Origin of the sequence: Bradyrhizobium sp. SZCCHNRI20481 (assembly GCF_032485055.1) — a bacterium.
Lineage (GTDB): Bacteria > Pseudomonadota > Alphaproteobacteria > Rhizobiales > Xanthobacteraceae > Bradyrhizobium.
Genome location: NZ_JAUEUE010000028.1, coordinates 19292 through 41289 on the forward strand (window position 1 = coordinate 19292; position 21998 = coordinate 41289).

A 21998-nucleotide genomic window follows, 5' to 3' on the forward strand; every position below is an offset into this window, starting at 1 on the left:
GGGCCATGTCGTCGCGCCGCCGTCTGCTGCAATCGGCGGGGGCGTTTGCTGCAATCTCGGCGATGCCGATCCGTTTCTCCCGGGCCGCCGGCCCGGGCGTGACCGAGCGCCTGGCGCGCTACATGGTCGCGGCGCGTGACCAGGAGCTGCCGGAGCAGGTGATGCTCGCATGCAAGCACCGCATTCTCGACACGCTCGGTGCGATCGTCTCCGGTGCGCGTATGCATCCCGGCGAGATGGCGCTGAGATACGTGTGCAGCCTCGGCGGCGAGCCGCAGGCGTCCGTCGTCGGCTCCGACGTCCGGACGACGGCCGTCAATGCGGCGATGGCAAACGCCATGTGCGCTCACGCCGACGAGACCGACGATTTCGAACCGGTCACCAAGGCGCATCCGGGGTGCGCGGTCATCCCTGCCGCGCTCGCTATGGCTGAACGGGAGCATCGCAATGGGCGCGACGTGATCCGCGCCGTTGTGCTCGGCTATGACCTGACCTGCCGCCTTCTGATGGCGCTCGGACCGGACCTCGTGCGCGGCTCGCACCGCAGTGCCGAGGGCACGTCGTCGACATTCGGCGCGCTCGGCGCGGCGGCCTCGCTGGCGCGGCTCGATGAGAGGGACATGCGTCACGCCATTTCCTATTCGGCGCAGCAGGTCTCAGGGCTGTGGAGCTGGGTCAAGGACAAGGACCACATCGAGAAGGCATTCGATTTCGCCGGAATGGGCGCGCGCAACGGTGTCATGGCGGTCGACATGGTGATGGCCGGGCTCACCGGCGTCGATGACGTGCTCGATGGCACCCACAACCTGTTCATCGCGCTGTCGAGCGATCCGAAGCCGGAGGAGATGGTCAAGGATCTCGGCAGCCGCTTCTACGTCACGGAGACCGCCATCAAGACCTTTTCGGTCGGCTATCCGATCCAGTCGCCGTTGGATGCGCTGCTGACGTTGCGCCGGCAGCACGCGCTGACCCCTGACAAGGTCCGCAGCATCCTGGTCAAGCTTCCGACCGACGCGATGGGCATCGTCGGCGACAGCGCCATGCCCGACGTGAACTGTCAGCATCTCGTCGCACTCGCCTTGGTCAAGGGGGCCGTCTCATTCGCCGACAGCCATGATGTCGCGCTGATGCGCGATCCGATGATCCTGGAGCAGCGTGGGAAGGTGACGCTTGTAGGCGACAAGAGTCTGATGGATCCGGCCGCGCCACGCGGTGCGATCGTCGAGGTGACTCTGGTCGATGGCCGCAAGGTCGATCATTTCACTAGGCATCCGCCGGGCACCAGGGAGAATCCGCTGAGCACGGAGGCCGTCAACGCCAAGACCAGGGATCTGATGACGCCCGTTCTGGGGCGTGAGAAGACGGAGAAGCTGATCGACATGGTCGGGCGGCTCGAAGAAATCGACGACATCGGCCGGTTGCGCGCACTATTCGCGGCGTGATCGGCTGTCATGGCGATGAGAAGCGATATCGACGATCCCGACACCGGCTGGAAGGGACGAGGTCTGTGGACCACGACCGGCACGCGCGCGAGCTTTCACGGCGAGGGCGGCAAGGAGGCGTCGCCGAAGGTCTACAAAGTGCAGATGAGGCCTGATCCGCTGGCCCACTGAAGCAAAACGCCACGGGGAGCCTTCACGGGTCGTCCCGTTCTGGGACTGAGAGACATGAAGACGACATCACGACGCGAACTGACATGTCGATCAGCATCGTCCGAGGTCCCGCGCCGCGTTCAATTTCATCGTCGTTGGATCGACCAGAAGGAGGGGCACGTGATCAATCTCAACCGTCGTCAGTTGTTGGCCGGCGCAGCCTTGGCAGGGACTGCGGCCGCTACTCGCCTCGGCACGGCGCCCGCCGGAGCGGCTATGAATCCGGCCGGCGCGCAGGCAGCCGGCTTCTACCGCTACAAGGTGGGATCGTTCGAGTGCATGTCTATCAATGACGGTGCGCGCACGTTTCCGGTTCCGGACAAGTTCGTCACCAACGCGTCCAGGGAGGAGGCGGTCGCCGCCGCCGACGCCGCTTACATGCCGAAAGGGATGGTGACCATCCCCTTCAACCCCCAAATCATCAATACCGGCAGCAAGCTCGTGCTGATCGACACCGGGAACGGTGTGGCCAATCTCGAGCCCAGCAAGGGCGCGGTCGGCCGAACCCTGCAGAACCTTGCTGCGGCAGGCGTCGATCTGAAGGCCATCGATGTCGTGCTGCTGTCGCATCTGCACCCCGACCATACCAACGGCATCCGCGCAGCCGACGGATCGATAGCGTTCCCGAATGCCGAGATCATGGTGCCTGCGAAGGACTGGGACTTCTGGACCAGCGAGGACAACGCGGCCAAGGCGCAGTCCAGCGAGATGATGAAGAACTACTTCGCCAATGTGAGGAAAACCTTCGCCGGTATCGAGTCGAAGGTGACGAAATATGACTGGGACAAGGAGGTCGCTCCGGGGATCACGTCGATCGCGACCCCCGGCCACACGCCAGGTCACACCTCGTTCGCGGTCGCGTCGGGCAACGCGAAGGTTCTGATCCAATCCGATGTCACCAACATCCCGGAATTCTTCCTGCGACATCCGGATTGGCACGTCGTCTTCGACACCGACCCCGATCTTGCGCAGCAGACCCGCCACAAGTTCTACGACATGGCGGCGGCGGAGAAGGCGATCGTGATCGGATTCCACTTCGCGTTCCCGTCGGTCGGACACGTCGAGAAAGACGGCGCCGGCTATCGGCTGATCCCATCATCGTGGAATCCGACACTATGAAAGACCGGCACATTGTCAGCACGGCGGTACCCATGTCGGATCGCGCCAGACCACGCATGAAATCGACCGGTCCGCTTGCATCGCTTTGTTGTGCCATCGCAAGTCTTTGCTTGGGCTTCTCGGCCATGATGGCGGGAGCAGCTGCGCAGGATGCGCGCGAGATCGCTCCGACCGGCGTGTTGCGCGCCGCTGTTGCGGTCGGGCCGGCCGCCTCGGCGTTCTGGACGACACGCGATCCGGCGACAGGCAAGCCTGTCGGCGTGACAGTCGAACTGGCCAAGGCGGCCGCAGGCAAGCTCAATGTGCCACTTGAGCTCGTAGAATATCAGAGCTCGGACGAAATCGCGGCCGCCGGCAGCAAAGGCGCGTGGGATCTGTCCTTCATGCCTGCGGATCGGAAGCGAGAGCAGTTCGTCGATCAGGGACCCGCTTATGTCGCCTATATGAGCGGGTATCTCATTCGCGCCGGCTCAGACATCACCTCCGTTGCCGAGATCGACCGTCCGGGAATCCGGGTTGGCTGCATCGAAGGCACCTCGACGTCCAGAACGGTCGAGGCGAGCATGAAAAGTGCTAGCGTGACGAAATTCGTCAAGCCTGAAGAGGCCGCTGAATTGATCGGCCGGGGTCAGCTCGACGCCCTCGCCATGGGCATGGAAGCCTTGGAGGAGCTGTCGCGGCGCCTGCCGGGCAGCCGGGTCTTGAACGAGGTCATCCAATCAACTGGCGTCGTCGTGGTCGTCCCGAAGGGCAAAGTGACGGCGCGGGAGTGGGCGGCCCGGTTTCTTGCAGATGCCAAGGCGAATGGCACAGTACGCCGAGCGCTCAATCAAAGTGGATTTGTCACCGCCAAGGTCGCCCCGTGATGCCGCGGTGAGCTCCGGCCAAGCCATATCTTTCGCTTATGAGCGCCAACGCCAAATCGTATTTTGGCTGTCCTGGAATTCCGTCTATCTCCAATCGGCGGGCGATGAAGCTGTCGGCATTCATAATGGACACGACCGGCAGGCACGCGCAGAAAGTGCGCCTGCATGGTCCATGCGGCCACCCGATTGTACTGCACTCGCGCTTGTTCTCCCGGCCAACGAAGAAGCGCATCTGGTTCGCGTCCTGGCCTGAAAGTGAACGATCATGAAACTGGGCTGGTATTCCGAACTCGACGAGGTCGAACGCCGGACGTATTGGGCTTGCTTCGCGGGCTTTGGTCTCGATTCGTTGGATTCGACGATCTATGCGCTGGTCATCCCGGCGCTGATTGCAACAATCGGACTGACGCGCCCTGAAGCCGGCTATCTCGCGACCGCAGCCCTCGTCGGTGCAGCTGTCGGTGGCTGGGGCGGAGGGATCCTTGCCGATCGCATCGGCCGCATCAAGGTCCTGCAACTGACGATCCTCTGGGTCGCCCTGTTCACGCTCGCATCGGCTTTTGCGACGGGCTTCAACTTCTTGCTGATCGTGCGTTTTCTCCAGGGCCTCGGCTACGGCGGTGAGGCGGCCGTGGGTGGCGTCCTGATCAGCGAGGTCGTCAGGCCCGCGCTGCGCGGCCGGGTGGCCGCGTCGGTGCAGAGCAGCTACGCGGTGGGTTATGCGATTTCCGTCGCGCTGCTCCCCGTCATTTCATCGCTGTTTCCTGAAGAGCTCGGCTGGCGCGTGTTCTTTGCGGTCGGGATCGCGCCGGCCTTTCTCGTGTTCTTCATTCGCCGCCTTGTGCCGGAGTCCGGGCTTTATCGTCAAAGCCGCGCGGACAAGACAGCCGGACTGCCGGCCTGGACGATCTTCACCAGGGCCCATGTGCGGCGTACCGTGGCGGCGGTCACGATGGCCACCGGCATTTTCGGCGGTGCCTATGTGATGATCACGTGGCTGCCGACCTATCTGCGCACCGTCCTCAACCTGACCGTGGGGAGCAGTGCAGGCTATCTTGCCATGAACATCCTGGGTTCGTTGGTCGGACCGTTGCTCTATGGCTGGCTTTCGGATCGCACGGGCCGGCGTCCCGCGTTCATGATCTTCCTGCTATGCCAGGCCGTGAACGCGAGCATCTACCTGCTTGCTCCGATCGGCGCCAACACGACAATCTTGCTCAGCTTCTTTCTCGGCGCGTTCCAGGGTGGGTTGGCATCAGGAATGTTGCCGACCTTTGCCGAATTGTTTCCGACCGAGATTCGTGCGAGCGGGCAGGGCTTCTGCCTCGGCGGCGGGCGTGGGTTTGGCTCGGTCGTGCCTGCGACCGTGGGCGTGCTTGCTGCGTCGCATCCTCTTGGCTTGTCGATGGGCCTTTGCGCGCTCGCCGCCTATGGACTTGCTTTCATCGCCGCGATGGCTTTGCCCGAGACGAGCGGCGCTGACCTGCAGCGTATGACACCGTTGGAGATGCAAACAGGGCAGCCCGAAGATATCGGCAGCTTGGAAGCGCGGCGGTCGGAATGAAGCGTAGAGACGCGCCGGGTGCCGCCGGCGCGGAGCGCGCGCCAACGGAGGCAGAGAACGACACGCCTCGTCGAGTAAAACAAGGCGGCCAGGCTGGCCGACGAGCACGGAGAAAGCAACAGGGTCGGGAGGAAGACATGTACTATCGGACCATTTTGAGCATCATCGCATGCGTCGCAGCTTTGCACTTATCGAGCAGCCTCGCCCAGACATCGAACACCGACAACCCCAACGACGCGGTCGCGGATGCACTGAATCCGCCTCCTTATGGCGACCCGATCAGCCTGGAGATGGCCAAGAAGGTGGCTGCTGCGGCCGTTGCCGAGACGACGAAGCGCAACTGGAACGCCTTCTGCATCTCCGTGGTCAATCCGAGCGGCGATCTGGTCTATTTCGAAAAACAGGACAATTGCCAATATGCGTCGGTCGGCCTGTCTCAGCACAAGGCGCGCACGGCGGCACGTTATCGACGCCCCACGCTGGTGTTCGAGACGCTGCTCGGCAAAGGCGCGTATTTCGCCTATCTCGCCACGCTCGATGACGTGATCGCATCGCGGGGCGGCAATCTGCTGATGGTGGACGGCAAGATCATCGGTGCCGTCGGTGTGAGTGGTGGGTCGGGCGCCCAGGACAACGTCGTATCTCTGGCCGGGCAGGCGGCGCTGAAGTAGACGAGACCGGGCCGGGGGCGGATCGCGATGCCGTCGCGATCCGCCGGTCAGACGGTCGGCGCGTGCGCTAGGCCGCCGGCGGGATCGCGGAAGACATGGAGTCGTCGACCAGGCTGACGCCGCGCCATTGTCCGGATGTGACGAGCATTCGCGCCGTATCCTGGAGCTCCTTGGCGACGGCGAGGGCTGCAGGCGCCAGCAGGTCTGGCTTGATTGAATAGACATAGTTGCGTCGCGTGATCCGAGCGTCCGAGATGGGCAGGGCGCGCCAGTCCTCGCTGCTTCGTCCTCCTGCCTGCAGCGCCGACATCGGCTTGATGGTGACTCCGATGCCCTCACCGACGCAGCTCATCACCAGCGAGAGCGAGTCGATCTCGGCGACCACATTCGGCGTGATGTTGCGCCGCTCGAACTCTGCAGCTACACGCCGGCGCAGGCCATGAGTTCCCGTCGGCAGGATCAGGGGCAGCTTTGCAACTTCCGCAACTGTGATGCTGCAACGGTGTTGCGGCACCAGCTGGCTGTCGGCAGGGAGAAGCACGAACAGTTCCTCGTCGAGCAGCGGAATCGCGTCGAGCTTGGACGACACGTCGTTGTTGAACAGGATGGCCAGGTCGAGCTGGCCAAGCCGCATCATGTGAGCGATGTGGCCGCTCATTCCCTCGACGACATTGAGCAGGATACCGGGATATTTGGCGCGGATGCACTTGGTGAGTGGCAGCCCGATCGCGAGCACGGTCGTTGCGGGTAAGCCGACCGACACCATGCCGCTCACCTCTGCCGAATCCTGGCGGGCAATCGACAGCGCATGGTCGAGCTGCCGCAGCATGAAACGGGCGTGATGGTAGAGCGCAAGGCCGTTCTCGGTCGGGATCACGCCGCGCGAGGAGCGCTGCAGCAAGGGCCTGCCCACTTCCTCCTCGAGCTTTGCGATCTGCTGGCTCAAGGCGGGCTGCGCAACGAACAGGCAGCGCGACGCCTTCGACAAACTGCCGCTCTCGACGATCTGGGCGAAATAGCGCAACTGACGCAAATCCATGGGCGGGCACCGCACTGCCGGGGAAGAACGAGACGTTTCCGCCGAGCTATATGCTCAGCTTATAGCAACTAATCCAAAACAGTATTTTTGCTAATGTCAATTTCTCTCTAAGGACGAGGGTAACAGGCGTAAGACCCCTTTGGGAGGAACCAGACGATGGCGGACGCTGCGGTTCAGAGACAGGCGTCGGCCGAACTGCCATCGTGCCGCCTCTTGATCGCCGGGGAATGGGTGAAGGGTACGCACACCGTCGCCGTGCTCGACAAATATCGCCTACAGCCAGCCATGTCCGCGCATCTGCCGTCGCGCGAGCAGGTCCGCACCTGCATGATCGCCGCGGAGCGGGCGTTCCAAGCCAATGTGCTGACGCCCTATGATCGCGGCCTCATCCTCGATCGCGCTGCGGTCGAACTAGAGAAGCGTGCGTCGGAGCTGGTGGAGGTGCTGCGCCAGGAGGCGGGCTTTCCACGCCGCGATGCAATGGGCGAACTCCAGCGCTGTGCGACGACATTCAGGCTCTCCGCCGAAGAGGCGCGGCGGCTTGCCGGCGAGATGGTGCCGATGGAGGGAGCAGCTGGCCAGAAAGGCCGTATCGGTTTCACCATCCGTGTGCCGCTCGGCGTCGTGGCCGCGATTACGCCGTTCAATGCTCCACTCAATACGGTGGCGCACAAGGTTGCGCCTGCACTGGCGGCTGGTAACGCCGTGGTGCTGAAACCGTCGCTGCATACGCCGATGACGTCCTGCATCATGGCCGAGTGCCTGATCGCAGCCGGTCTGCCATCGGGCCTGATGTCGGTAGTCCATGGCGATAGCGAGGTTGCCGATTGGCTGATGAGCGAAGCTGCCGTGAAGTTCTTCGCTTTCACCGGCAGCACAGAAATTGGCCGCATCATCCAAAGCAAGGCGGGACTACGCCGAACCCAGATGGAGCTCGGCTCGATCTCGCACTGCCTGATCTGCGAGGACGCCGACCTCGATATTGCACTGCCGAAGGTCGTCAACGCCGGCTTCCGCAAGGCCGGCCAAGTCTGCACATCGATCCAGGTGCTGCTGGTGCAGCGTTCGCTGATAGGGCAGGTCGAGCAGAGACTTTCAGAGCTCGTTGCCGGGCTGCCCTACGGAGACCCCGGCGAGGACGACACCGTGGTGGGTCCCGTCGTCAGCGAGGCCGCGGCTCAGCGCATCGAGGCCTGGATCGCGCTGGCTGAGCAGAACGGCGCGCGGCGTCTGGTCGGTGGCGCGCGGGCGGGCGCCGTGATTCCTCCGACACTGCTCACGAATGTCGACAAGGCGACGCCGCTCGGCTGCCAAGAAGTGTTCGGACCCGTGATGTGCATCGCGCCCTTCGATGTGCTGGACGAGGCGATCGCGCGCGTCAACGACACACCCTATGGGCTTGCCACGGGCATTTTCACAAAGCGCTTGGACGAGGCTCTGCAGGCCGCGCGGCAATTGCAAGTCGGTGGCGTTCACATCAACGAGACTCCGAGCTCCCGCGTGGACCTCATGCCGTATGGCGGCTCCAAGGATTCCGGGTTCGGCCGCGAAGGGCCGCATTACGCCATCCGCGAAATGAGCGAAGAGCGTATCGTGACGATCCTCGCATGACGCGGACCGTCACCTGACAAGGATCTGACCATGACCAAGATGAAGGGCGGCGAAGTCATCGCCGAATATCTCGTCAAGCAGAAGGTGCCTTTCGTGATCGGCATCTGCGGCCACGGCAACGTCGGCATCCTTGACGCGCTCTACCAGGTCCGTGATCGCGTCAAGCTGGTGTCGCCCCGCCACGAGCAATGCGCCGGTCACATGGCCGACGCCTATTTCCGCGTCAAACACAGTCCGGTCGCGACCCTGACGTCGACCGGGCCGGGCTCGGCCAACATGGTGATGTCGCTCGCGACTGCGTTGTCGGACTCCTCGAGCTTCCTCGCGATCACCGCCAATGTTCCGACGTCGCAGGCCAATCGCGCACCGTTCCAGGAATTGTACGCGCACAACCAGGCTGATTTTGCCCAGGTGCTGCGCCCGGTGGTGAAGCGTTCGTTCCAGCCAAGCCGCGTCGACATGCTGCCGCTGGCGCTGCGCCAAGCCTTCGACACCATGGTCACGGGACGTCCCGGCCCGGTCAATCTCGATATTCCGTACAATGTTTTTCAGGAGGAGGCCGACGTCGTGCTGCCGCCGCTGTCGCATGTTCACGGCAGTCACCGGCCGAGCGCGAGCGAGGCCGACGTCACCAAGGCGCTCGATCTGATCGAAGCCGCCGGGCGGCCGGTGTTCTTCATCGGGCAGGGCACGACCCTCTCGGAAGCCGGCCCTGAGATCAGTGCGTTGCAGAGCCGCTACGGCATTCCGGTCATCACCTCGCCCAATGGCATGGGCTGCGTGCCGTCGGATGATCCACTGACGCTCGGCTTCATCGGCCGCAACGGCGCTTATCCCGCCAACCAGGCCGGCCGTCATGCCGATCTCGTGCTCTGCATCGGAACGCGTTTCGACGATCGCTCGTCGTCGAGCTGGCACCAGGGCTATTCCTGGAATTTCCCGTCGACCAGGCTGCTGCAGGTCGACATCGATCCGGCGGAGCTCGGCCGCAACTATCCGCCGACGCTCGGCATCATCGCCGACGCCAAGACCTTCGCCGGGCAACTGCTCGCGGCGCTGGAGCGTCGCCCCGCGATCCGCCGCGAAAATTTCGCGGCGTGGCGCGACCAGATCGGGACCTGGAAGGCGGAGTGGGAGGCGTTCGTGCGGCCGCACTTCAGCGCCGACACCACGCCGATCCGGCCGGAATATGTCGTCGGCGCCCTGCAGGACGTGCTGCCGGACGACGTCATCCTGTCGCTCGACTCCGGCGTGCATCACAACTGGTTCATGCAGTTCTGGCAGCCGAAGCGGCCGCAGAGCATGATGAACAGCTGGGGTTTTTCGTCGATGGGGTTCGGCGTCTGCGGCGTGCTCGGCGCGCAGCTGGCCGCGCCCGACCGTCCATGCGTCGCGGTGGTCGGCGACGGCGGCTTCATGATGGCGCCATATGTCGTCGCCACTGCCGTCGAATATGACCTGCCGTGCGTCTGGATCGTCTGGAACAACTTCGCCTGGAGCGCGATCCGCGATCTGCAGTATGGCCTGTTCGAGGGCCGCGAGCTCGGCACCGCGTTCTATCGCGGCAATCAGGGGCCCGGTGGGGATCGCTACAACCCCGACTTTGCCGCCTGGGCGCGCGCCTGCGGCGCTGACGGCGTGACGGTGACCCGCAGCGCCGACCTGCGCGGTGCAGTCGAGACCGCGATCAAGAACCGCCGCCCCTGCGTGATCGATCTGCATGTCGACGCCGAGGTGCGCCCGCCATCGACGGGCACCTGGGAGCTGCCGCCGATCCCATTCAAGGAGCCGGTGTTCGGCAAGCCTTACAAACGCGACTGACGATACAAAACAAAGATAACAACATCGAGAGGGAGGAGCACCATGTTGAAGCGTGATCTGAACCGGCGATCTTTCATGCGCGCGTCGGCCGGCGTGGCTGCCGCATCCGTGCTCGGCGTCGGCGGTCCCGCGCGAGCCCAGTCCGATGGGCCCGTCCGCATCGGCATGATCTATGCCAAGCAGGGGCCGGGCGCCTCGATCGGTGAGTACCTGCAACGCGGCAGCGCGCTTGCGGTCGAGCAGGCCGGCAACAAGGTGCTGGGTCGCCCGATCGAGCTGGTCTGGCTCGACGAGCCCAATCCCCAGGTGTCGCAGCAGAACATGCAGCGGCTTGTCGACGAGAGCAAGGTGGTCGCCGTGGTCGGCGGCAACTACTCGTCCTCGGCGCTTGCCATGATGAGCGTTGCCAATCGCGAGAAGGTGCCGCTGATCCTGACCGGCGCCGCGGCCAGCGAGATCACCGGCAAGAGCTGCAGCAAGTACACGTTCCGCACCCAGGCGACCGTGCCGGTTCAGATGGCCGGCCTGATGCCCTACGTCTCCAGCATCGGCAAGAAGGTCTATTTCATCACGGCGTCATATGCCTTCGGCCAGGACATCCTGCGCGCCTCGCGCGCGATGCTGAAGCAGGTCGGCGCCACCGAGGTCGGGGTCGACGAGGTGCCGATCAACACCGCGGACTACAGCTCCTACATCCTCAAGATCCGCCAGGCCAAGCCGGACGTGATCGTCGGCGGCCTGGTGGGCGGCGACTTCTCCAACTTCCTGAAGCAGTGGAACGAGATGGGGATGAAGGACAAGATCCCCTATGCGGCGGTCGCCGTCACGGACACCGACTTCTGGGACGTCGGGCCGCAGGCCTCGACCGGCATCTACATCAAGCCGTGGTACTACAACAATCCGAAGAATACCGCCGCCGAGCAGAAGCTGATCGAGGATTTCAAGAAGAAGTACAATCAGCCGCCATCGGACAAGACGTGGTCGGGCTGGATCGGCATGCGGGCGCTGCTGGAATCGATCGAGGCGGCGAAATCGACCGAGGCCGCTCAGCTCGTGGCGCATCTCGAGCAGTGGAAGAACACCGAAGGCGAGTTTCCGTTCTTCTTCCGCGACTGGGATCACCAGCTGGTGCGTCCGGCCGTCATCGTCCAGATCAAGAAGCAGATCACCGACAAGTTCGACTATTTCGACGTGCTGAAGAACACCTCGGCGACCGCCGAGGAGACGGCGAAGGCGTTCGGTACCAAGGAGGATATCGGCTGTAGCCTGCCGTCGCTGTGAGGCGGGGCGACCCCGGTTCCTGCAGCGCACCGACAGGCTCGAACGATGCTCGACACTCTCGTCTCCCAGGCGGCCAATGGACTCGTGCTCGGCTTCATCTACGTGCTGATCGCCGTAGGTCTGTCGATCACCTTCGGCCTGCTCGGCGTCATCAACTTCGCGCATGGCGCCTTCTTCGCGCTGGGGGCCTACGTGGCCTGGCAGCTGTTCCAGCTATTCGGCTGGAGCGCCGTGATCCTGGCGCCTCCGGTGGTCGGGCTGATCGGCATGGCTGTGGAGGTGACGATCATCCGCCGCCTCTACGGCAAGGAGCCGTTGCTCAGCCTGATCGTGACCTTTGCGCTGGCGCTGCTGATCGAAGCGGTGATCCGCTATGCATGGGGCGCCGACGGCAAGCCGTTCAATCCCCCGCCGGCCTTTGCAGGGATCGTTGAAGTTGGTCCTCTCCTGATCACCAAATATCGCGTGGCCGTGCTCGGCGCGACAACCGCGACCTTGCTCGGCCTATGGGGCTTCCTGGCGTTCACACCCTATGGCCGGATCCTGCGTGCCGGCAGCCGGGACCCGGAGATGGTGGAGTTGCTCGGCATCAATCTGCCGCGGGTGCTCACCGCGGTGTTCGGGCTCGGCTGCATGCTGGCGGCGATCGCTGGGGTGCTGGCCGCGCCGCTGTGGACGGTGTCGCCGTCAATGGCTGCCAATGCGGTGATGCCCGCGTTCGTGATCGTGGCCATCGGAGGGCTCGGCTCCTTTCGGGGCGCAGTGGTCGCCGGACTCGCGGTTGGAATCGTCACCTCGCTGACCATTCAGTTCTGGCCAGAGGCCGCCGCCGCATCGATGTATGCCTTGATGTTCGCGATCATGCTGCTGCGGCCGCGCGGACTATTCGGCGAGCGCTGGGAGCGTTTCGAATGACGACGGCCAAGCCCGTGCTGCAGCGGCTCGCAAGTCACCCGGTGCTCGTGGCGGTCGCGATACTGGCGCTCGCCTCCGGCATCGCGCTCGCTGTGGGCATGCCGATCCATCGCGTGACCCAGATCGCGATCTACACGCTCTACGGCGCGGAGGTAAACTTTCTGATCGGCTATCTCGGCCTGGTGCCGTTCGGCGCCTCTTTTTTCTTCGGCTGTGCGAGCTATGCGCTGGCAATCGGCCTGGGCTTCATGCCGGCCGCCAATGAAATCACCGGCCTGGCGATCGCGGTGGCATTTTCGCTGCTGCTGGCGCTGATCGTCGGCGCCATCATCCTTCGCCGGCGCGGACTCTACTTTTCGCTGCTGACGCTGGCGTGCTCCCAGATCGCGTTCGAGATTGCGTTCAAATGGACCTCGGTGACCGGAGGCGAGAACGGCCTGCAGAACGTCGCGCGTCCGCTGTTTCGCTCCGCGCTTGCCTTCCACGGGTTCACGCTCGTCGTGGTGATCGGGTCGTTGTGGATGATGTGGCGGCTGGCGCATGCGCCGTTCGGCCGACTGATGCAGGCGTTGCGCGACAATGAGCAGCGGGTCGCAAGCCTGGGTTTCGACACCTACCGCACCAAGCTGATTGCGCTCGTCATTGCCGGCGGCGGCATCGGCGTCGCCGGAGGTTTGATGGCGCTGCTGCTGCAGGGCGTCTACGCCAACAATCTGAACTGGGAGCATGCCGGCGATCCGGTGCTGATGGCGGCGCTGGGCGGCGTGCATCATTTCCTGGGGCCGTTGTGGGGCGCCATCGTCTTCATCGTTTTGGAGGACCGGCTCAGCGCCATCACGGAGAATTGGTGGCTGGTCTTCGCCCCCATCATCATCGCCTTCGCGCTGCTGTCAGATGAGGGCATTCACGGCATCTTCCAGCGCATCGCCGGCCGCAGCCGCTGGACCCTGACGCGCAATGTCATTCCATCGCGGCCGCGCGACATCGTTCCTTACGCGCCGGATCGTGCACGCCAGGCTGCGGCGACGGCCTCAGAGGTGCCAATTCTTGCGATCCGCAACCTGTCCAAGCATTTCGGCTCGATCGTGACACAGCACGACGTGTCCTTCGAGATGAGCCGCACCGGACTGCACAGCCTGATCGGCCCCAACGGCGCCGGCAAGACCACGTTGTTCAATCTGCTGACCGGTGTGCTCCGGGCCAACGCCGGCACCATCCTGTTCGAGGGCATGCCCATCGATCAGCTGTCGCCGTACAAGCGCGCGCGGCTCGGCATCGCCCGCTCGTTCCAGATCCTGAGCGTCTTTCCCAACCTCACCGCGTTCGAGAACGTGCGTATCGCGGTGCAGGCTGCCAACCGGCAATGGACGGGTCTTTGGCGCGATGCCTATGACGATGCGGCTGCGAACGCGAAGGTGTGGTCGCTGCTCGATGCCGTAGGCCTCGCCGATCGAGCCGCCGAGCTTTGCTCCGCGCTGGCGCATGGTGAGAAGCGGCTCTTGGAGATCGCGGTGTCGCTCGCGATCGATGCCAAGCTCCTTCTGCTCGACGAGCCGCTGGCTGGTCTGGCGGAGTCGGACCGCAAGATCGTAGGCGAGTTGATCATGCGGCTGGCGAAGTCCCACGCCGTGCTGTTGATCGAGCATGACATCGACCGCGTGCTGGCCATGTCCGACCGCATCACGGTGTTGCATCAGGGGCGGCTGATCGCCGACGGCGAGCCGGCGGAGGTGGCGGCGCATCCCGAAGTTGTCACGGCCTATCTCGGCACAGCCCGTGGCCAAGTCGCGGCGGCTCCGTCGCGGGCGACCAATGTGACGCCGCTTCCCGGCAGCGCCGCCGCCGAGCCGCTGCTCAGGCTCGAGGGCGTGCGCGCCGGCTACGGCGGTGGCACCGTGCTCGACGGGCTCGACCTGGCCGTGCGGCCTGGCGAAGTGGTGGCGCTGCTAGGGCGCAACGGCGTCGGCAAGACCACCGCGCTGCGGGCCATCACAGGCACGGTGCCGGCGAGCGGCGGTCGCATCACGTTCGACGGCAGGGAGCTCAACCGGCTACGGCCGGACGAGATCAACCGTCTTGGCATCTCGCTGGTGCCGGAAGGGCGCCGGCTGTTTCCGAACCTGACCGTACAGGAGAATCTCAAGCTCGCGACCCGCGCCGGCGGCGCGTCGCTCGACGACGTGTTCGATCTGTTCTCGAAGCTGCGCATCCTGCACAAGGCGCGTGCCGAAAATCTCTCCGGCGGCGAGCGGCAGATGGTGGCGATCGCGCGCGCGTTGATGGTGCCGAGCCGGTTGATTCTGCTCGACGAGCCGTTCGAGGGCTTGGCGCCCGCCGTGGTGCAGGAGGTCCGCGACGCCGTGTCCAAATTGAGGTCGCGCGCGAGCCTCGTCATCGTGGAGCATCATGCCGAGAGCGTGCTGGCGATGGCGGACCGCGCCTATGTGCTGGTGAATGGGCGCGTGGCCCATGTCGGCGATGCTGCCGCGCTCGCGGCCGATCACGAGCTGCAAGGGCGTTTGCTTGGCATCACTCAGACCGCTGATGCAGTGCAACGCGCGGCAAACGGGTCATGAGCAGCTGCGAGTTCGTGACCATCGGCATCTGCTGGCCGGCCCAATCTGAACCTTCCTGAGGAGATGAGACATGACCATCGTCGTTCCCGGACCGAACGCCTACGCGAATGCGGCGACAGAGAAGAAGGCGGTGACGCGCAATCTCGCCGAGATCTTCTGGACCCAGTATCCAGGCCACTACAATCAGGCGCTGTCCAAGGCGATCGTGGCACCGGATACCACAGGCAGCCGCTTCTTCGACTATCGCATCTCCTCCTACGAGCCCGGCGCGCATGTCGAGAGCCATTCCCACAAGGTGCAGGAGCAGATCTATCACGTGCTGTCGGGCGAGGGCATCCTGATCCTCGATGGCGAGCGCCGGCTGGTCCGTGCCAACGACGTCACCTACATTCCGCCGGGCGTGGTGCACGAATTCCACTGCACCGGCAACGACCCGCTGCTGTTCCTCGTGATCACCAGCCCGCCGACCGACGAGGAGCCGGCGCCGCGGTGAGGGGCCGGGCATGACCACGAGCAAGACCATTCTGGTCACCGGCGCCTGCGGCTGGCTCGGCACGGCCATCGCGCAGGCGCTGCTCGCGCGCGGCGATCGCGTCGTCGCCATCGACCTGGTGGTCTCGCCGGCCATGGCCGCACTCGCCTCGCAACAACAGCTACTCGTCAACGCTGCGATCGATCTCGGCGAATGGCATGAAGTGCTGCGGGCGTTCCAGACATTCCGTCCCGATGCAGTCATTCATGCCGCCGCGGTGGTCGGTGTGGTTCAGGCCGCTGACATTCCGTTGAAGGCGCTGCGGGTCAATGTCGAGGGCGCGATCAACCTGTTCGAGGCGATGCGGCTCTCCGGCGTCAGGCGCGTCGTGCAGATCTCGACCGAGGAGACCTATGGCGACTTCCAATCCGCCGTGATCGACGAGGAGCACCCGCAGAAGCCGGCCAGCGTCTACGGCGTGACCAAGCTCGCAGCCGAGCACTATGGTCGCGTCTATTCGCGCGATCACGGTCTCGAATGCATCAATGTGCGGACCTGCTGGGTCTACGGACCGCATCTGCCGCGCCTGCGCATGCCCCGCACCTTCATCGAAGCCGCATTGCGCGGCGAGCCATTCCATCAGGAGGACGGCGGCAATCTCGCGGTTGATCAGGTTTATATCGACGATACCGTGGCTGGCGTGCTGCTCGCGCTCGACAAGCCGCGTCACAGCTTCGACGCCTATAATGTTGCGACCGGTATGGCACCGACGCTGCGCGACACGGCCGACGCCGTCAATCGCGCCATTCCCGGTGCGAGAATCACGGTCGGCGACACCGGTCCCTATCATCATGGCGGCCGCGTGCTGAGCGCCGTCAAGGGCGCGCTCGATATCGGCCGCGCCAAAGCGGAGCTCGGCTACCAGCCGCGCTACGATCTGCAAAAAGGCATCGAGGCGACGATCGAAGCGACGCGGGCCGCGATGGCGAAGACACCATCTCCATCAAGGAATCGAAAATGACCACTTCTTCTCCGATCGTTCTCATCTTCGGCGGCTCCCGCGGCATCGGCGCCGCCTGCGCGCGGGCGTTTGCCGTCGCCGGCTGGCAGGTGGCCTCGACCTACGCCACCCACCACCCGTCGGACGGAGAGCCCGGCAGACAATACAAGGTCGACATTCGCGATGCCGCGTCGGTCGCGCAGGTCTTCGCTCAAGTTGCCGCCGACCTCGGTGCTGCGCCGCAGGCCGTCATTGCCAACGCCGGCATCAACGTGCCGGCAGGCCCGCTCGCGAGCTTCAGGCCGGAGGACTTTCGGCTGCTGATGGAGGTCAACGTCCTGGGTGCCTTCAACGTGCTGGCGGAGGCAGCGCGGCGCGTGCGCGACGGCGGCGCCATTGTCGCGATCACGACATCGCTGGTCCGCCACGCGGTGCCGGGCACCGGGCCCTATGCGGCGACCAAGGCAGCGGTCGAAAGCCTGGTGCGGTCGATGGCGAAGGAGCTCTCGGCGCGCGGTGTTCGCGTCAATGCGGTGGCGCCCGGTCCCGTCGACACCGATCTTTTCAATGCCGGCAAGACCGAGGAGGCCAAGCAGCGCATGGCGGCGTTGAGCCCGTTCAATCGCATCGGCAAGCCGGGCGAGATTGCGGAGGTGGTGCGCTTCCTGGCCTCCGGCGAGGCCTCCTGGATCCAGGGCCAGATCGTGCAGCCCAATGGCGGCATGGTGTGAGCATGACGGCGGCGCTGCACGCCGGCGAGACGTTCGATGTCGTCGTCGTCGGAGCCGGCGCGGGCGGCATGACGGCGGCAACCATCGCCGCGGCTGACGGCTGCTCGGTGCTGCTGCTGGAGCAGGCCGAATTCCTCGGCGGCACCACCGCCATCTCCGGCGGCATGGTCTGGATTCCTGCCAATCACAAGGCGGCCGCGGAGGGGCGGGCGGATACGCTGGAGGCGGCGCGCACGTATTTGGACCGGACCGTGCCGGGGCAGGACCGCACGCGGCTCGAGACATTCCTTGCATTCGGCGACGAAGCCTTGCGCGATCTCGAGGTCCGCACTGCGCTGCGGCTGCAGCCGGTGCCGACCTATCCGGATTATTATCCCGACCTGCCCGGTGCCACCGCGGGAGGCAGGGTGCTGGAGCCGCTGCCATTCGATGCGCGCGGCCTCGGCGACGCCTTTGCGCTGCTGCGCGATCCGTTGCCGGAGTTCATGCTGTTCGGCGGCATGATGATCAGCCGCCAGGATATCCCGCATCTGCGCCGTGCCAGCCGATCGTTGCGCTCGGCCCTGCATGCGGCCAGGCTGCTCGCGCGCTATGGCCTGCAGCGGCTCACGGCGCGGCGCGGCACGACGCTCTATCTCGGCAATGCGCTGGCGGCGCGGCTGCTGCGCTCGGCGCTCGATCGTGGCGTTGTCATACGCACCGGCACCTCCGTCCAGCAGCTTGAGGCCGACGCGCAGGGCAGGGTCTCGAGGCTCGAAATTATCGATCGCTCCGGCCGCTCCTGGATCACCGCAAGGCGCGGCGTGGTGCTCGCGACCGGCGGGCTGTCGCATGATGCCGAGCTGCGCCGCTGCTATGTGCCTGAGGCCGCCGGCCTGCTGTCGGCCACCGTCGACCCCGGCGCCGCACCACGCGGTGCGCGGCTGGCCATGGCCCTGGGCGCGTGCCTGTCGGCGCCGACGAAAGCAGGCGCGTTCTGGGTGCCGGCTTCGACCTTCACACGGGCCGACGGCAGCCGTGGCGTCTTCCCGCACACGGTCACCGACCGCGCCAAGCCCGGCCTGATCGCGGTCGATGGCACCGGCCGCCGCTTCGTCAACGAGGCGGTGTCCTACCACGAGTTCGTGCGCGCGCAGCTCAGGCACGCGACGGCTGTTCCTGCCTGGCTGATCTGCGATCGCCGCTTCCTGTGGAGATACGGCCTCGGCAAGATCAAGCCGTTCACGCGCTCTGTCGCGCGTGATGTCGCTGCCGGCTATCTCAAGCGTGCCGACAGTCTGGACGCGCTCGCGGAGACGATCGGCGTCCCGGCGCAGGCGCTGACTGCAACCGTCTACCAGTTCAACGCCGGTGCGGTGCGCGGCGAGGATCCCGCCTTCGGCCGCGGCGGCAACATCTATCAGCGTGCGCTCGGCGACGCCGATCAGCATCCCAATCCCTGCGTCGCGCCGATCCTGGAGCCGCCTTTCCATGCCGTCGCGGTTTATCCGGCCGATCTCGGCATGTCTGCGGGCCTCGTCACCGATGCGCGCGGGCGGGTGTTGCGCGCGGATGGCTCATCCATTCCTGGCCTGTTCGCCTGTGGCAACGACATGGCCTCGATCATGGAAGGGGCCTATCCCGGGCCCGGAATCACGTTGGGTCCGGCGCTGGTCTTCGGCTGGCTCGTGGGCAGGAATGTCGCCGGCGGGAATGTTTGAGGGCTCTCATGCTCTTGAGCTCGCTCCAGGCATGGCTCGATGTGACCTCTCTAAGCCTGGAGGCATGAGAACGACTTGGTCACACTTCGCGGCTTGTGAAAGTCGGCCACGGGTTGTTGCCTGAAGTGGGGACCCGGCAGTGGTTAGGAGGACTGTTGTCGTTGTCCAGGGTGGGGTGGCCTTCCCCACCCGCCGCCCGGCCAACGCACGTAACTGGCTCGCTAGTGGAGTCGCGCCGCTTCGGATCCCCGCCGGCTCGCTGCTATATCGCGTGCAACACGGGATCAACTTGGGAAGTTTGCAATTGACGAACGAGTCGGGGCTGCTCGAGTAGCGGACAGTGCTCGTATTTGGGCAACTCGAGATGATATGGTTGCACGTCCCCGTAACGAGGCGCCTTGAGAGTCATGCGCCTCTGCGGCCCTTTCCTGATATCGCCTGGCCGACGCGCTGCTTTCGGAGTTGAATTGTCGTTCCCGCTCAGCTCTCATTCATGAGCTGCTGGCACCAAGGTTAGAAGTTGCTCATTGCCGTGTAGGCAATAGCAGCCGATAGTCGCCGAACGGGCGCTCGGCATGAGCGCACAAGATATTCCTGTGGAATCAAGATCAAACCAAACCGTCGGTCTCGCGATCAGCGTCCTGAAACGATACCTGCGCAAAAGCCTTCAAGATCAATGCCTTAATCTAGCACGAGGCAATTGAGTGGGAGTAGGGGGCGGCAGCGGGTCGTTAGACCCGCCAGAATGTGTCGGCTCCGGCGTTGATGGATTCCCATTCGCTGCCGTCGGGAACAGCTTTCGTCATCTGCCATAGTGTCACCAGCCGCGGCCCGTCCTGGTCTTCAATATGCTGCCCGACCCACGACGTGATCGAGTCTAGTCCGTTCCAATTCACGGAGAAGGCCACAAGCTTGCCGCTCACCCAGCCGACCAAGGGACCTTCCGCCGCAATCTGGCCGGCGTCGTTCTTATAACTCTTGTAGTGCCCCGTGAGAGTTGCCCCATTCTGATCTAGGTGCATCTCTGACCGGAGCTCATTTTTCCAGTCGCCGCCGATGTTCAGTGGTTCTGTTGCGGGCATTGAACGCGAGAGTGCTGGCTCAAGGCGCATAGAGTGTGTCCTCCTGGTTGTTTTATGCTAACTTGGCACGTCTTGGGTCACTTGGGAAGACTGATCGAGCGCTGAGCAGCAGCCGAACGTGTGACCACTGCGTTGGCCCACGCGCAGCGACCCCCGACCGATAGCACGACCGTGGACTTCTATCCGTTCGACATGACGTTTCTGGGTAGCGTCGCGACGCGCATCATCAATGAGGTGAAGGGCATGAACCCGGTGGTTTATGACGTGACGAGCAAGCCGCCGGGAACGATCGGGTAGGAGTGAGGGCGTAGGCAGCCTTGAGATCATGGGTCTCGAGAAGCGCAAGTATTTCGCGCCCTCACTGAAGTTGGCTGCGGCCTGATCAAAGCTGGCGCCAATCTAGACCTGCACTCAAACAAAATGGGAATAGCTCCGCGCTAAAGAAAGCAGAACGACCAGACGTATCGTCAGCATAGGCTCTACTTCAGCCTAAAATAACGCGGATAGGCCGCAATCAGACGATTGGTGCTCCGTCGATGATTTCGTACCAGATCAATCTTCAGCCCGGCGTCCTGCTTAGCGCGCGCCGACAGCTTGGTCGGATCGCGCCGCTTGGCCTCATGGGCGTAGTAGGTCGAAGGGGCGATCGGCAAGACCTTGCAGATCGGCTCGACCCCATATGTCCCACGGTGATCGTCGATGAAGGCGATCATGGCTTGGACCGGCGGTCGAGCTCCGCCGTCGCAAAATAGGCGCTTGCCTTGCGCAGGATCTCATTGACCTGCCGAAGCTCACGGTTCTCCCGTTCCAGGGCCTTCAGCCTCTCGGCCATGTCGGTCGGAACGGTTCAGTGGCGCGATCAGGGTGCAGGTTCTCAATGAAATTGCCAATGCCGCGCCAAAAAATGGGCACGGGACTTCGGCCGATGTCGCACGCCGAGATTTGGACGAGCTCTTGCGTTGTCTGCCTGACTTGCGCCCAGTTTCTCGGCTGTCAAAGCAGGCATTCCTCATCGTCCCAAGTGGTTAGGGTGAGGCGATCAATCGTTCAATCCGGCCCGGAGAGCCGTCGTCATGAAGAAGTTCATAATGTTCATCTGTCTCGCTCTGCCGAGTGTGTCCGCCGCCGCTGAAGTCGGATCGAAGGATCTGATCGTCGCAAGCATCAACGACTGCCTGAAAGAAGCCGTGAGCGCCGGGGGCCTGGAAGACGGCGGTGACGCCATCATTCTTGCCTGCAAAGGCGATAAGGCACACGTCCTGTTCAACATGCTGGGCGGGAAGATCCGAGCCGAGATCGTGCAGGACAAGAATGGTAAATTTGAGAACAGGCCGTTCGGCAACAACACCTGCTACCACCGGATTGAAGATGCAGGCGGCAAGACCTCTGACGAGTTCCGATGTGATCTGGTCCTCGTCACAGGAGATGTCTTCAAGAATTAGCGAGATCAGCCGAGCGATCTGGGCTTGATCAACCCGGACGAGAGGTAGATTACGGTGACAGAGCTGGACTGCACCCCTTAGCGGATTACGGTGACAGTGCATAAAACTCGTGAGCTTCGCTCGCTATCTCGACCGCCCTCGCTGCCCCGTTCAGCGCGGGGCCGGCGACGAAGGCCCGGGCATCCACGTCTTTCTTCGTGATGACCACGACGTGGATGGCTGTGACCGAGCATGGCCATGACGATGGGGGAGGGGCGAGGCGACTCACGGACGCCCGGTCGTCGTGCGATGGATCATCTGCCCGACGAGCAATCCACGCATGCCCTACATGCGCCAACTGCCCGTCGTGCCAGTTTGTCGCGGACTCCTCACTTGCGTTGTCGGGCAAATCACCTCCACATTCTCGCGCATCCCGGCTCGCTGAAGAGGGACGTTTCGCGATCGTCACGAGCGTCG

The 21998-nt window shown here is 64.1% G+C and carries 18 protein-coding genes, 2 pseudogenes and 1 other annotated feature; of the genes and pseudogenes, 17 read left to right on the forward strand and 3 right to left on the reverse strand.

The features are described 5' to 3' along the window. The first annotated feature begins 5 nt into the window (after positions 1-5). The 6 genes from QX132_RS32330 (at position 6) to QX132_RS32355 (ending at position 5872) form a co-directional block, all read left to right on the forward strand. Positions 6-1442 (forward strand): MmgE/PrpD family protein, encoded by a 1437-nt coding sequence (locus tag QX132_RS32330; RefSeq protein WP_410052929.1) that lies wholly within the window; start codon positions 6-8, stop codon positions 1440-1442. A gap of 9 nt (positions 1443-1451) precedes the next feature. Next, positions 1452-1613, forward strand: coding sequence for a hypothetical protein (locus QX132_RS32335; protein WP_315776807.1), 162 nt, complete (start codon positions 1452-1454; stop codon positions 1611-1613). A 159-nt stretch (positions 1614-1772) separates the two neighbouring features. Beyond that, the gene (locus tag QX132_RS32340) at positions 1773-2771 is read left to right on the forward strand and encodes an MBL fold metallo-hydrolase (RefSeq protein ID WP_315739218.1); all 999 of its coding nucleotides are present in this window, start codon (positions 1773-1775) and stop codon (positions 2769-2771) included. A 56-nt stretch (positions 2772-2827) separates the two neighbouring features. Beyond that, positions 2828-3637 carry a transporter substrate-binding domain-containing protein gene (locus QX132_RS32345; protein ID WP_316163799.1) on the forward strand — a complete coding sequence of 270 codons (810 nt, stop codon included), beginning with the start codon at positions 2828-2830 and terminating at the stop codon, positions 3635-3637. Between the two features lie 265 nt (positions 3638-3902). Continuing rightward, entirely contained in the window at positions 3903-5201 is a 1299-nt protein-coding gene (locus QX132_RS32350) for an MFS transporter (RefSeq protein WP_315799232.1), read from the forward strand. Next, positions 5198-5872, forward strand: a complete 675-nt coding sequence (locus tag QX132_RS32355; RefSeq protein ID WP_316163800.1) for a GlcG/HbpS family heme-binding protein — start codon at positions 5198-5200, stop codon at positions 5870-5872. Before QX132_RS32350 ends, QX132_RS32355 begins: the two co-directional genes overlap by 4 nt. Before the next feature lie 67 nt (positions 5873-5939). Here QX132_RS32355 and QX132_RS32360 read toward each other — a convergent pair whose 3' ends face one another. After that, a complete protein-coding gene (locus QX132_RS32360) occupies positions 5940-6911 on the reverse strand; it encodes a LysR substrate-binding domain-containing protein (protein WP_316163801.1) in 972 nt (323 codons plus the stop codon). Positions 6912-7067: 156 nt separating this feature from the next. Here QX132_RS32360 and QX132_RS32365 point away from each other — a divergent pair, with 156 nt between their 5' ends. The 9 genes from QX132_RS32365 to QX132_RS32405 all read left to right on the forward strand — a co-directional run bounded on the left by QX132_RS32365 (position 7068) and on the right by QX132_RS32405 (position 19018). Further along, on the forward strand, positions 7068-8522 hold the full coding sequence (locus QX132_RS32365; protein WP_316163802.1) for an aldehyde dehydrogenase family protein: 1455 nt from the start codon (positions 7068-7070) through the stop codon (positions 8520-8522). 30 nt (positions 8523-8552) lie between these two features. After that, positions 8553-10343, forward strand: coding sequence for a thiamine pyrophosphate-binding protein (locus QX132_RS32370; RefSeq protein WP_316163803.1), 1791 nt, complete (start codon positions 8553-8555; stop codon positions 10341-10343). Positions 10344-10385: 42 nt separating this feature from the next. Then, on the forward strand, positions 10386-11624 hold the full coding sequence (locus QX132_RS32375) for an ABC transporter substrate-binding protein (RefSeq protein ID WP_316163804.1): 1239 nt from the start codon (positions 10386-10388) through the stop codon (positions 11622-11624). A 45-nt stretch (positions 11625-11669) separates the two neighbouring features. Further along, positions 11670-12539, forward strand: coding sequence for a branched-chain amino acid ABC transporter permease (locus QX132_RS32380; RefSeq protein WP_315739227.1), 870 nt, complete (start codon positions 11670-11672; stop codon positions 12537-12539). Then, on the forward strand, positions 12536-15115 hold the full coding sequence (locus QX132_RS32385; RefSeq protein WP_316163805.1) for a branched-chain amino acid ABC transporter ATP-binding protein/permease: 2580 nt from the start codon (positions 12536-12538) through the stop codon (positions 15113-15115). The genes QX132_RS32380 and QX132_RS32385 overlap by 4 nt, the downstream gene beginning before the upstream one ends. A 70-nt stretch (positions 15116-15185) precedes the next feature. Then, positions 15186-15608, forward strand: a complete 423-nt coding sequence (locus QX132_RS32390; protein ID WP_316163806.1) for a cupin domain-containing protein — start codon at positions 15186-15188, stop codon at positions 15606-15608. 10 nt (positions 15609-15618) lie between these two features. Then, entirely contained in the window at positions 15619-16608 is a 990-nt protein-coding gene (locus QX132_RS32395; protein ID WP_315799226.1) for an NAD(P)-dependent oxidoreductase, read from the forward strand. Further along, a complete protein-coding gene (locus QX132_RS32400; RefSeq protein ID WP_316163807.1) occupies positions 16605-17318 on the forward strand; it encodes an SDR family oxidoreductase in 714 nt (237 codons plus the stop codon). The genes QX132_RS32395 and QX132_RS32400 overlap by 4 nt, the downstream gene beginning before the upstream one ends. Before the next feature lie 2 nt (positions 17319-17320). Then, positions 17321-19018: an FAD-dependent oxidoreductase gene (locus tag QX132_RS32405; protein WP_316163808.1), complete on the forward strand. Its 1698-nt coding sequence runs from the start codon at positions 17321-17323 to the stop codon at positions 19016-19018. 731 nt (positions 19019-19749) lie between these two features. Here QX132_RS32405 and QX132_RS32410 read toward each other — a convergent pair. After that, a complete protein-coding gene (locus QX132_RS32410) occupies positions 19750-20130 on the reverse strand; it encodes an avidin/streptavidin family protein (RefSeq protein WP_315739233.1) in 381 nt (126 codons plus the stop codon). Positions 20131-20231: 101 nt separating this feature from the next. On the opposite strand from QX132_RS32410, the pseudogene QX132_RS32415 reads away from it, so the two are divergent. Beyond that, positions 20232-20397: pseudogene (locus tag QX132_RS32415) on the forward strand (GMP synthase (glutamine-hydrolyzing)); the annotation flags it as partial. Positions 20398-20642: 245 nt separating this feature from the next. On the opposite strand, the pseudogene QX132_RS32420 reads toward QX132_RS32415, so the two are convergent. After that, positions 20643-20938, reverse strand: a pseudogene (locus QX132_RS32420) (IS3 family transposase); the annotation flags it as partial. Continuing rightward, positions 20739-20855 (reverse strand) — a sequence feature (AL1L pseudoknot). It overlaps the preceding pseudogene by 117 nt. A gap of 235 nt (positions 20939-21173) precedes the next feature. Here QX132_RS32420 and QX132_RS32425 point away from each other — a divergent pair. Next, the gene (locus QX132_RS32425) at positions 21174-21542 is read left to right on the forward strand and encodes a hypothetical protein (RefSeq protein WP_315739234.1); all 369 of its coding nucleotides are present in this window, start codon (positions 21174-21176) and stop codon (positions 21540-21542) included. Positions 21543-21998 lie beyond the last annotated feature (456 nt).

What these genes read in the sequence shown, in the direction of transcription:
- QX132_RS32335 (WP_315776807.1), top strand. Translation starts at nt 1,452, where the DNA reads ATGGCGATGAGAAGCGATATCGACGATCCCGACACCGGCTGGAAGGGA.
- QX132_RS32390 (WP_316163806.1), top strand. Translation starts at nt 15,186, where the DNA reads ATGACCATCGTCGTTCCCGGACCGAACGCCTACGCGAATGCGGCGACA.
- QX132_RS32345 (WP_316163799.1), top strand. Translation starts at nt 2,828, where the DNA reads ATGAAATCGACCGGTCCGCTTGCATCGCTTTGTTGTGCCATCGCAAGT.
- QX132_RS32360 (WP_316163801.1), bottom strand. Translation starts at nt 6,911, where the DNA reads ATGGATTTGCGTCAGTTGCGCTATTTCGCCCAGATCGTCGAGAGCGGC.
- QX132_RS32365 (WP_316163802.1), top strand. Translation starts at nt 7,068, where the DNA reads ATGGCGGACGCTGCGGTTCAGAGACAGGCGTCGGCCGAACTGCCATCG.
- QX132_RS32330 (WP_410052929.1), top strand. Translation starts at nt 6, where the DNA reads ATGTCGTCGCGCCGCCGTCTGCTGCAATCGGCGGGGGCGTTTGCTGCA.
- QX132_RS32410 (WP_315739233.1), bottom strand. Translation starts at nt 20,130, where the DNA reads ATGCGCCTTGAGCCAGCACTCTCGCGTTCAATGCCCGCAACAGAACCA.
- QX132_RS32380 (WP_315739227.1), top strand. Translation starts at nt 11,670, where the DNA reads ATGCTCGACACTCTCGTCTCCCAGGCGGCCAATGGACTCGTGCTCGGC.
- QX132_RS32350 (WP_315799232.1), top strand. Translation starts at nt 3,903, where the DNA reads ATGAAACTGGGCTGGTATTCCGAACTCGACGAGGTCGAACGCCGGACG.
- QX132_RS32400 (WP_316163807.1), top strand. Translation starts at nt 16,605, where the DNA reads ATGACCACTTCTTCTCCGATCGTTCTCATCTTCGGCGGCTCCCGCGGC.
- QX132_RS32355 (WP_316163800.1), top strand. Translation starts at nt 5,198, where the DNA reads ATGAAGCGTAGAGACGCGCCGGGTGCCGCCGGCGCGGAGCGCGCGCCA.
- QX132_RS32425 (WP_315739234.1), top strand. Translation starts at nt 21,174, where the DNA reads ATGAAGAAGTTCATAATGTTCATCTGTCTCGCTCTGCCGAGTGTGTCC.
- QX132_RS32405 (WP_316163808.1), top strand. Translation starts at nt 17,321, where the DNA reads ATGACGGCGGCGCTGCACGCCGGCGAGACGTTCGATGTCGTCGTCGTC.
- QX132_RS32385 (WP_316163805.1), top strand. Translation starts at nt 12,536, where the DNA reads ATGACGACGGCCAAGCCCGTGCTGCAGCGGCTCGCAAGTCACCCGGTG.
- QX132_RS32395 (WP_315799226.1), top strand. Translation starts at nt 15,619, where the DNA reads ATGACCACGAGCAAGACCATTCTGGTCACCGGCGCCTGCGGCTGGCTC.
- QX132_RS32370 (WP_316163803.1), top strand. Translation starts at nt 8,553, where the DNA reads ATGACCAAGATGAAGGGCGGCGAAGTCATCGCCGAATATCTCGTCAAG.
- QX132_RS32375 (WP_316163804.1), top strand. Translation starts at nt 10,386, where the DNA reads ATGTTGAAGCGTGATCTGAACCGGCGATCTTTCATGCGCGCGTCGGCC.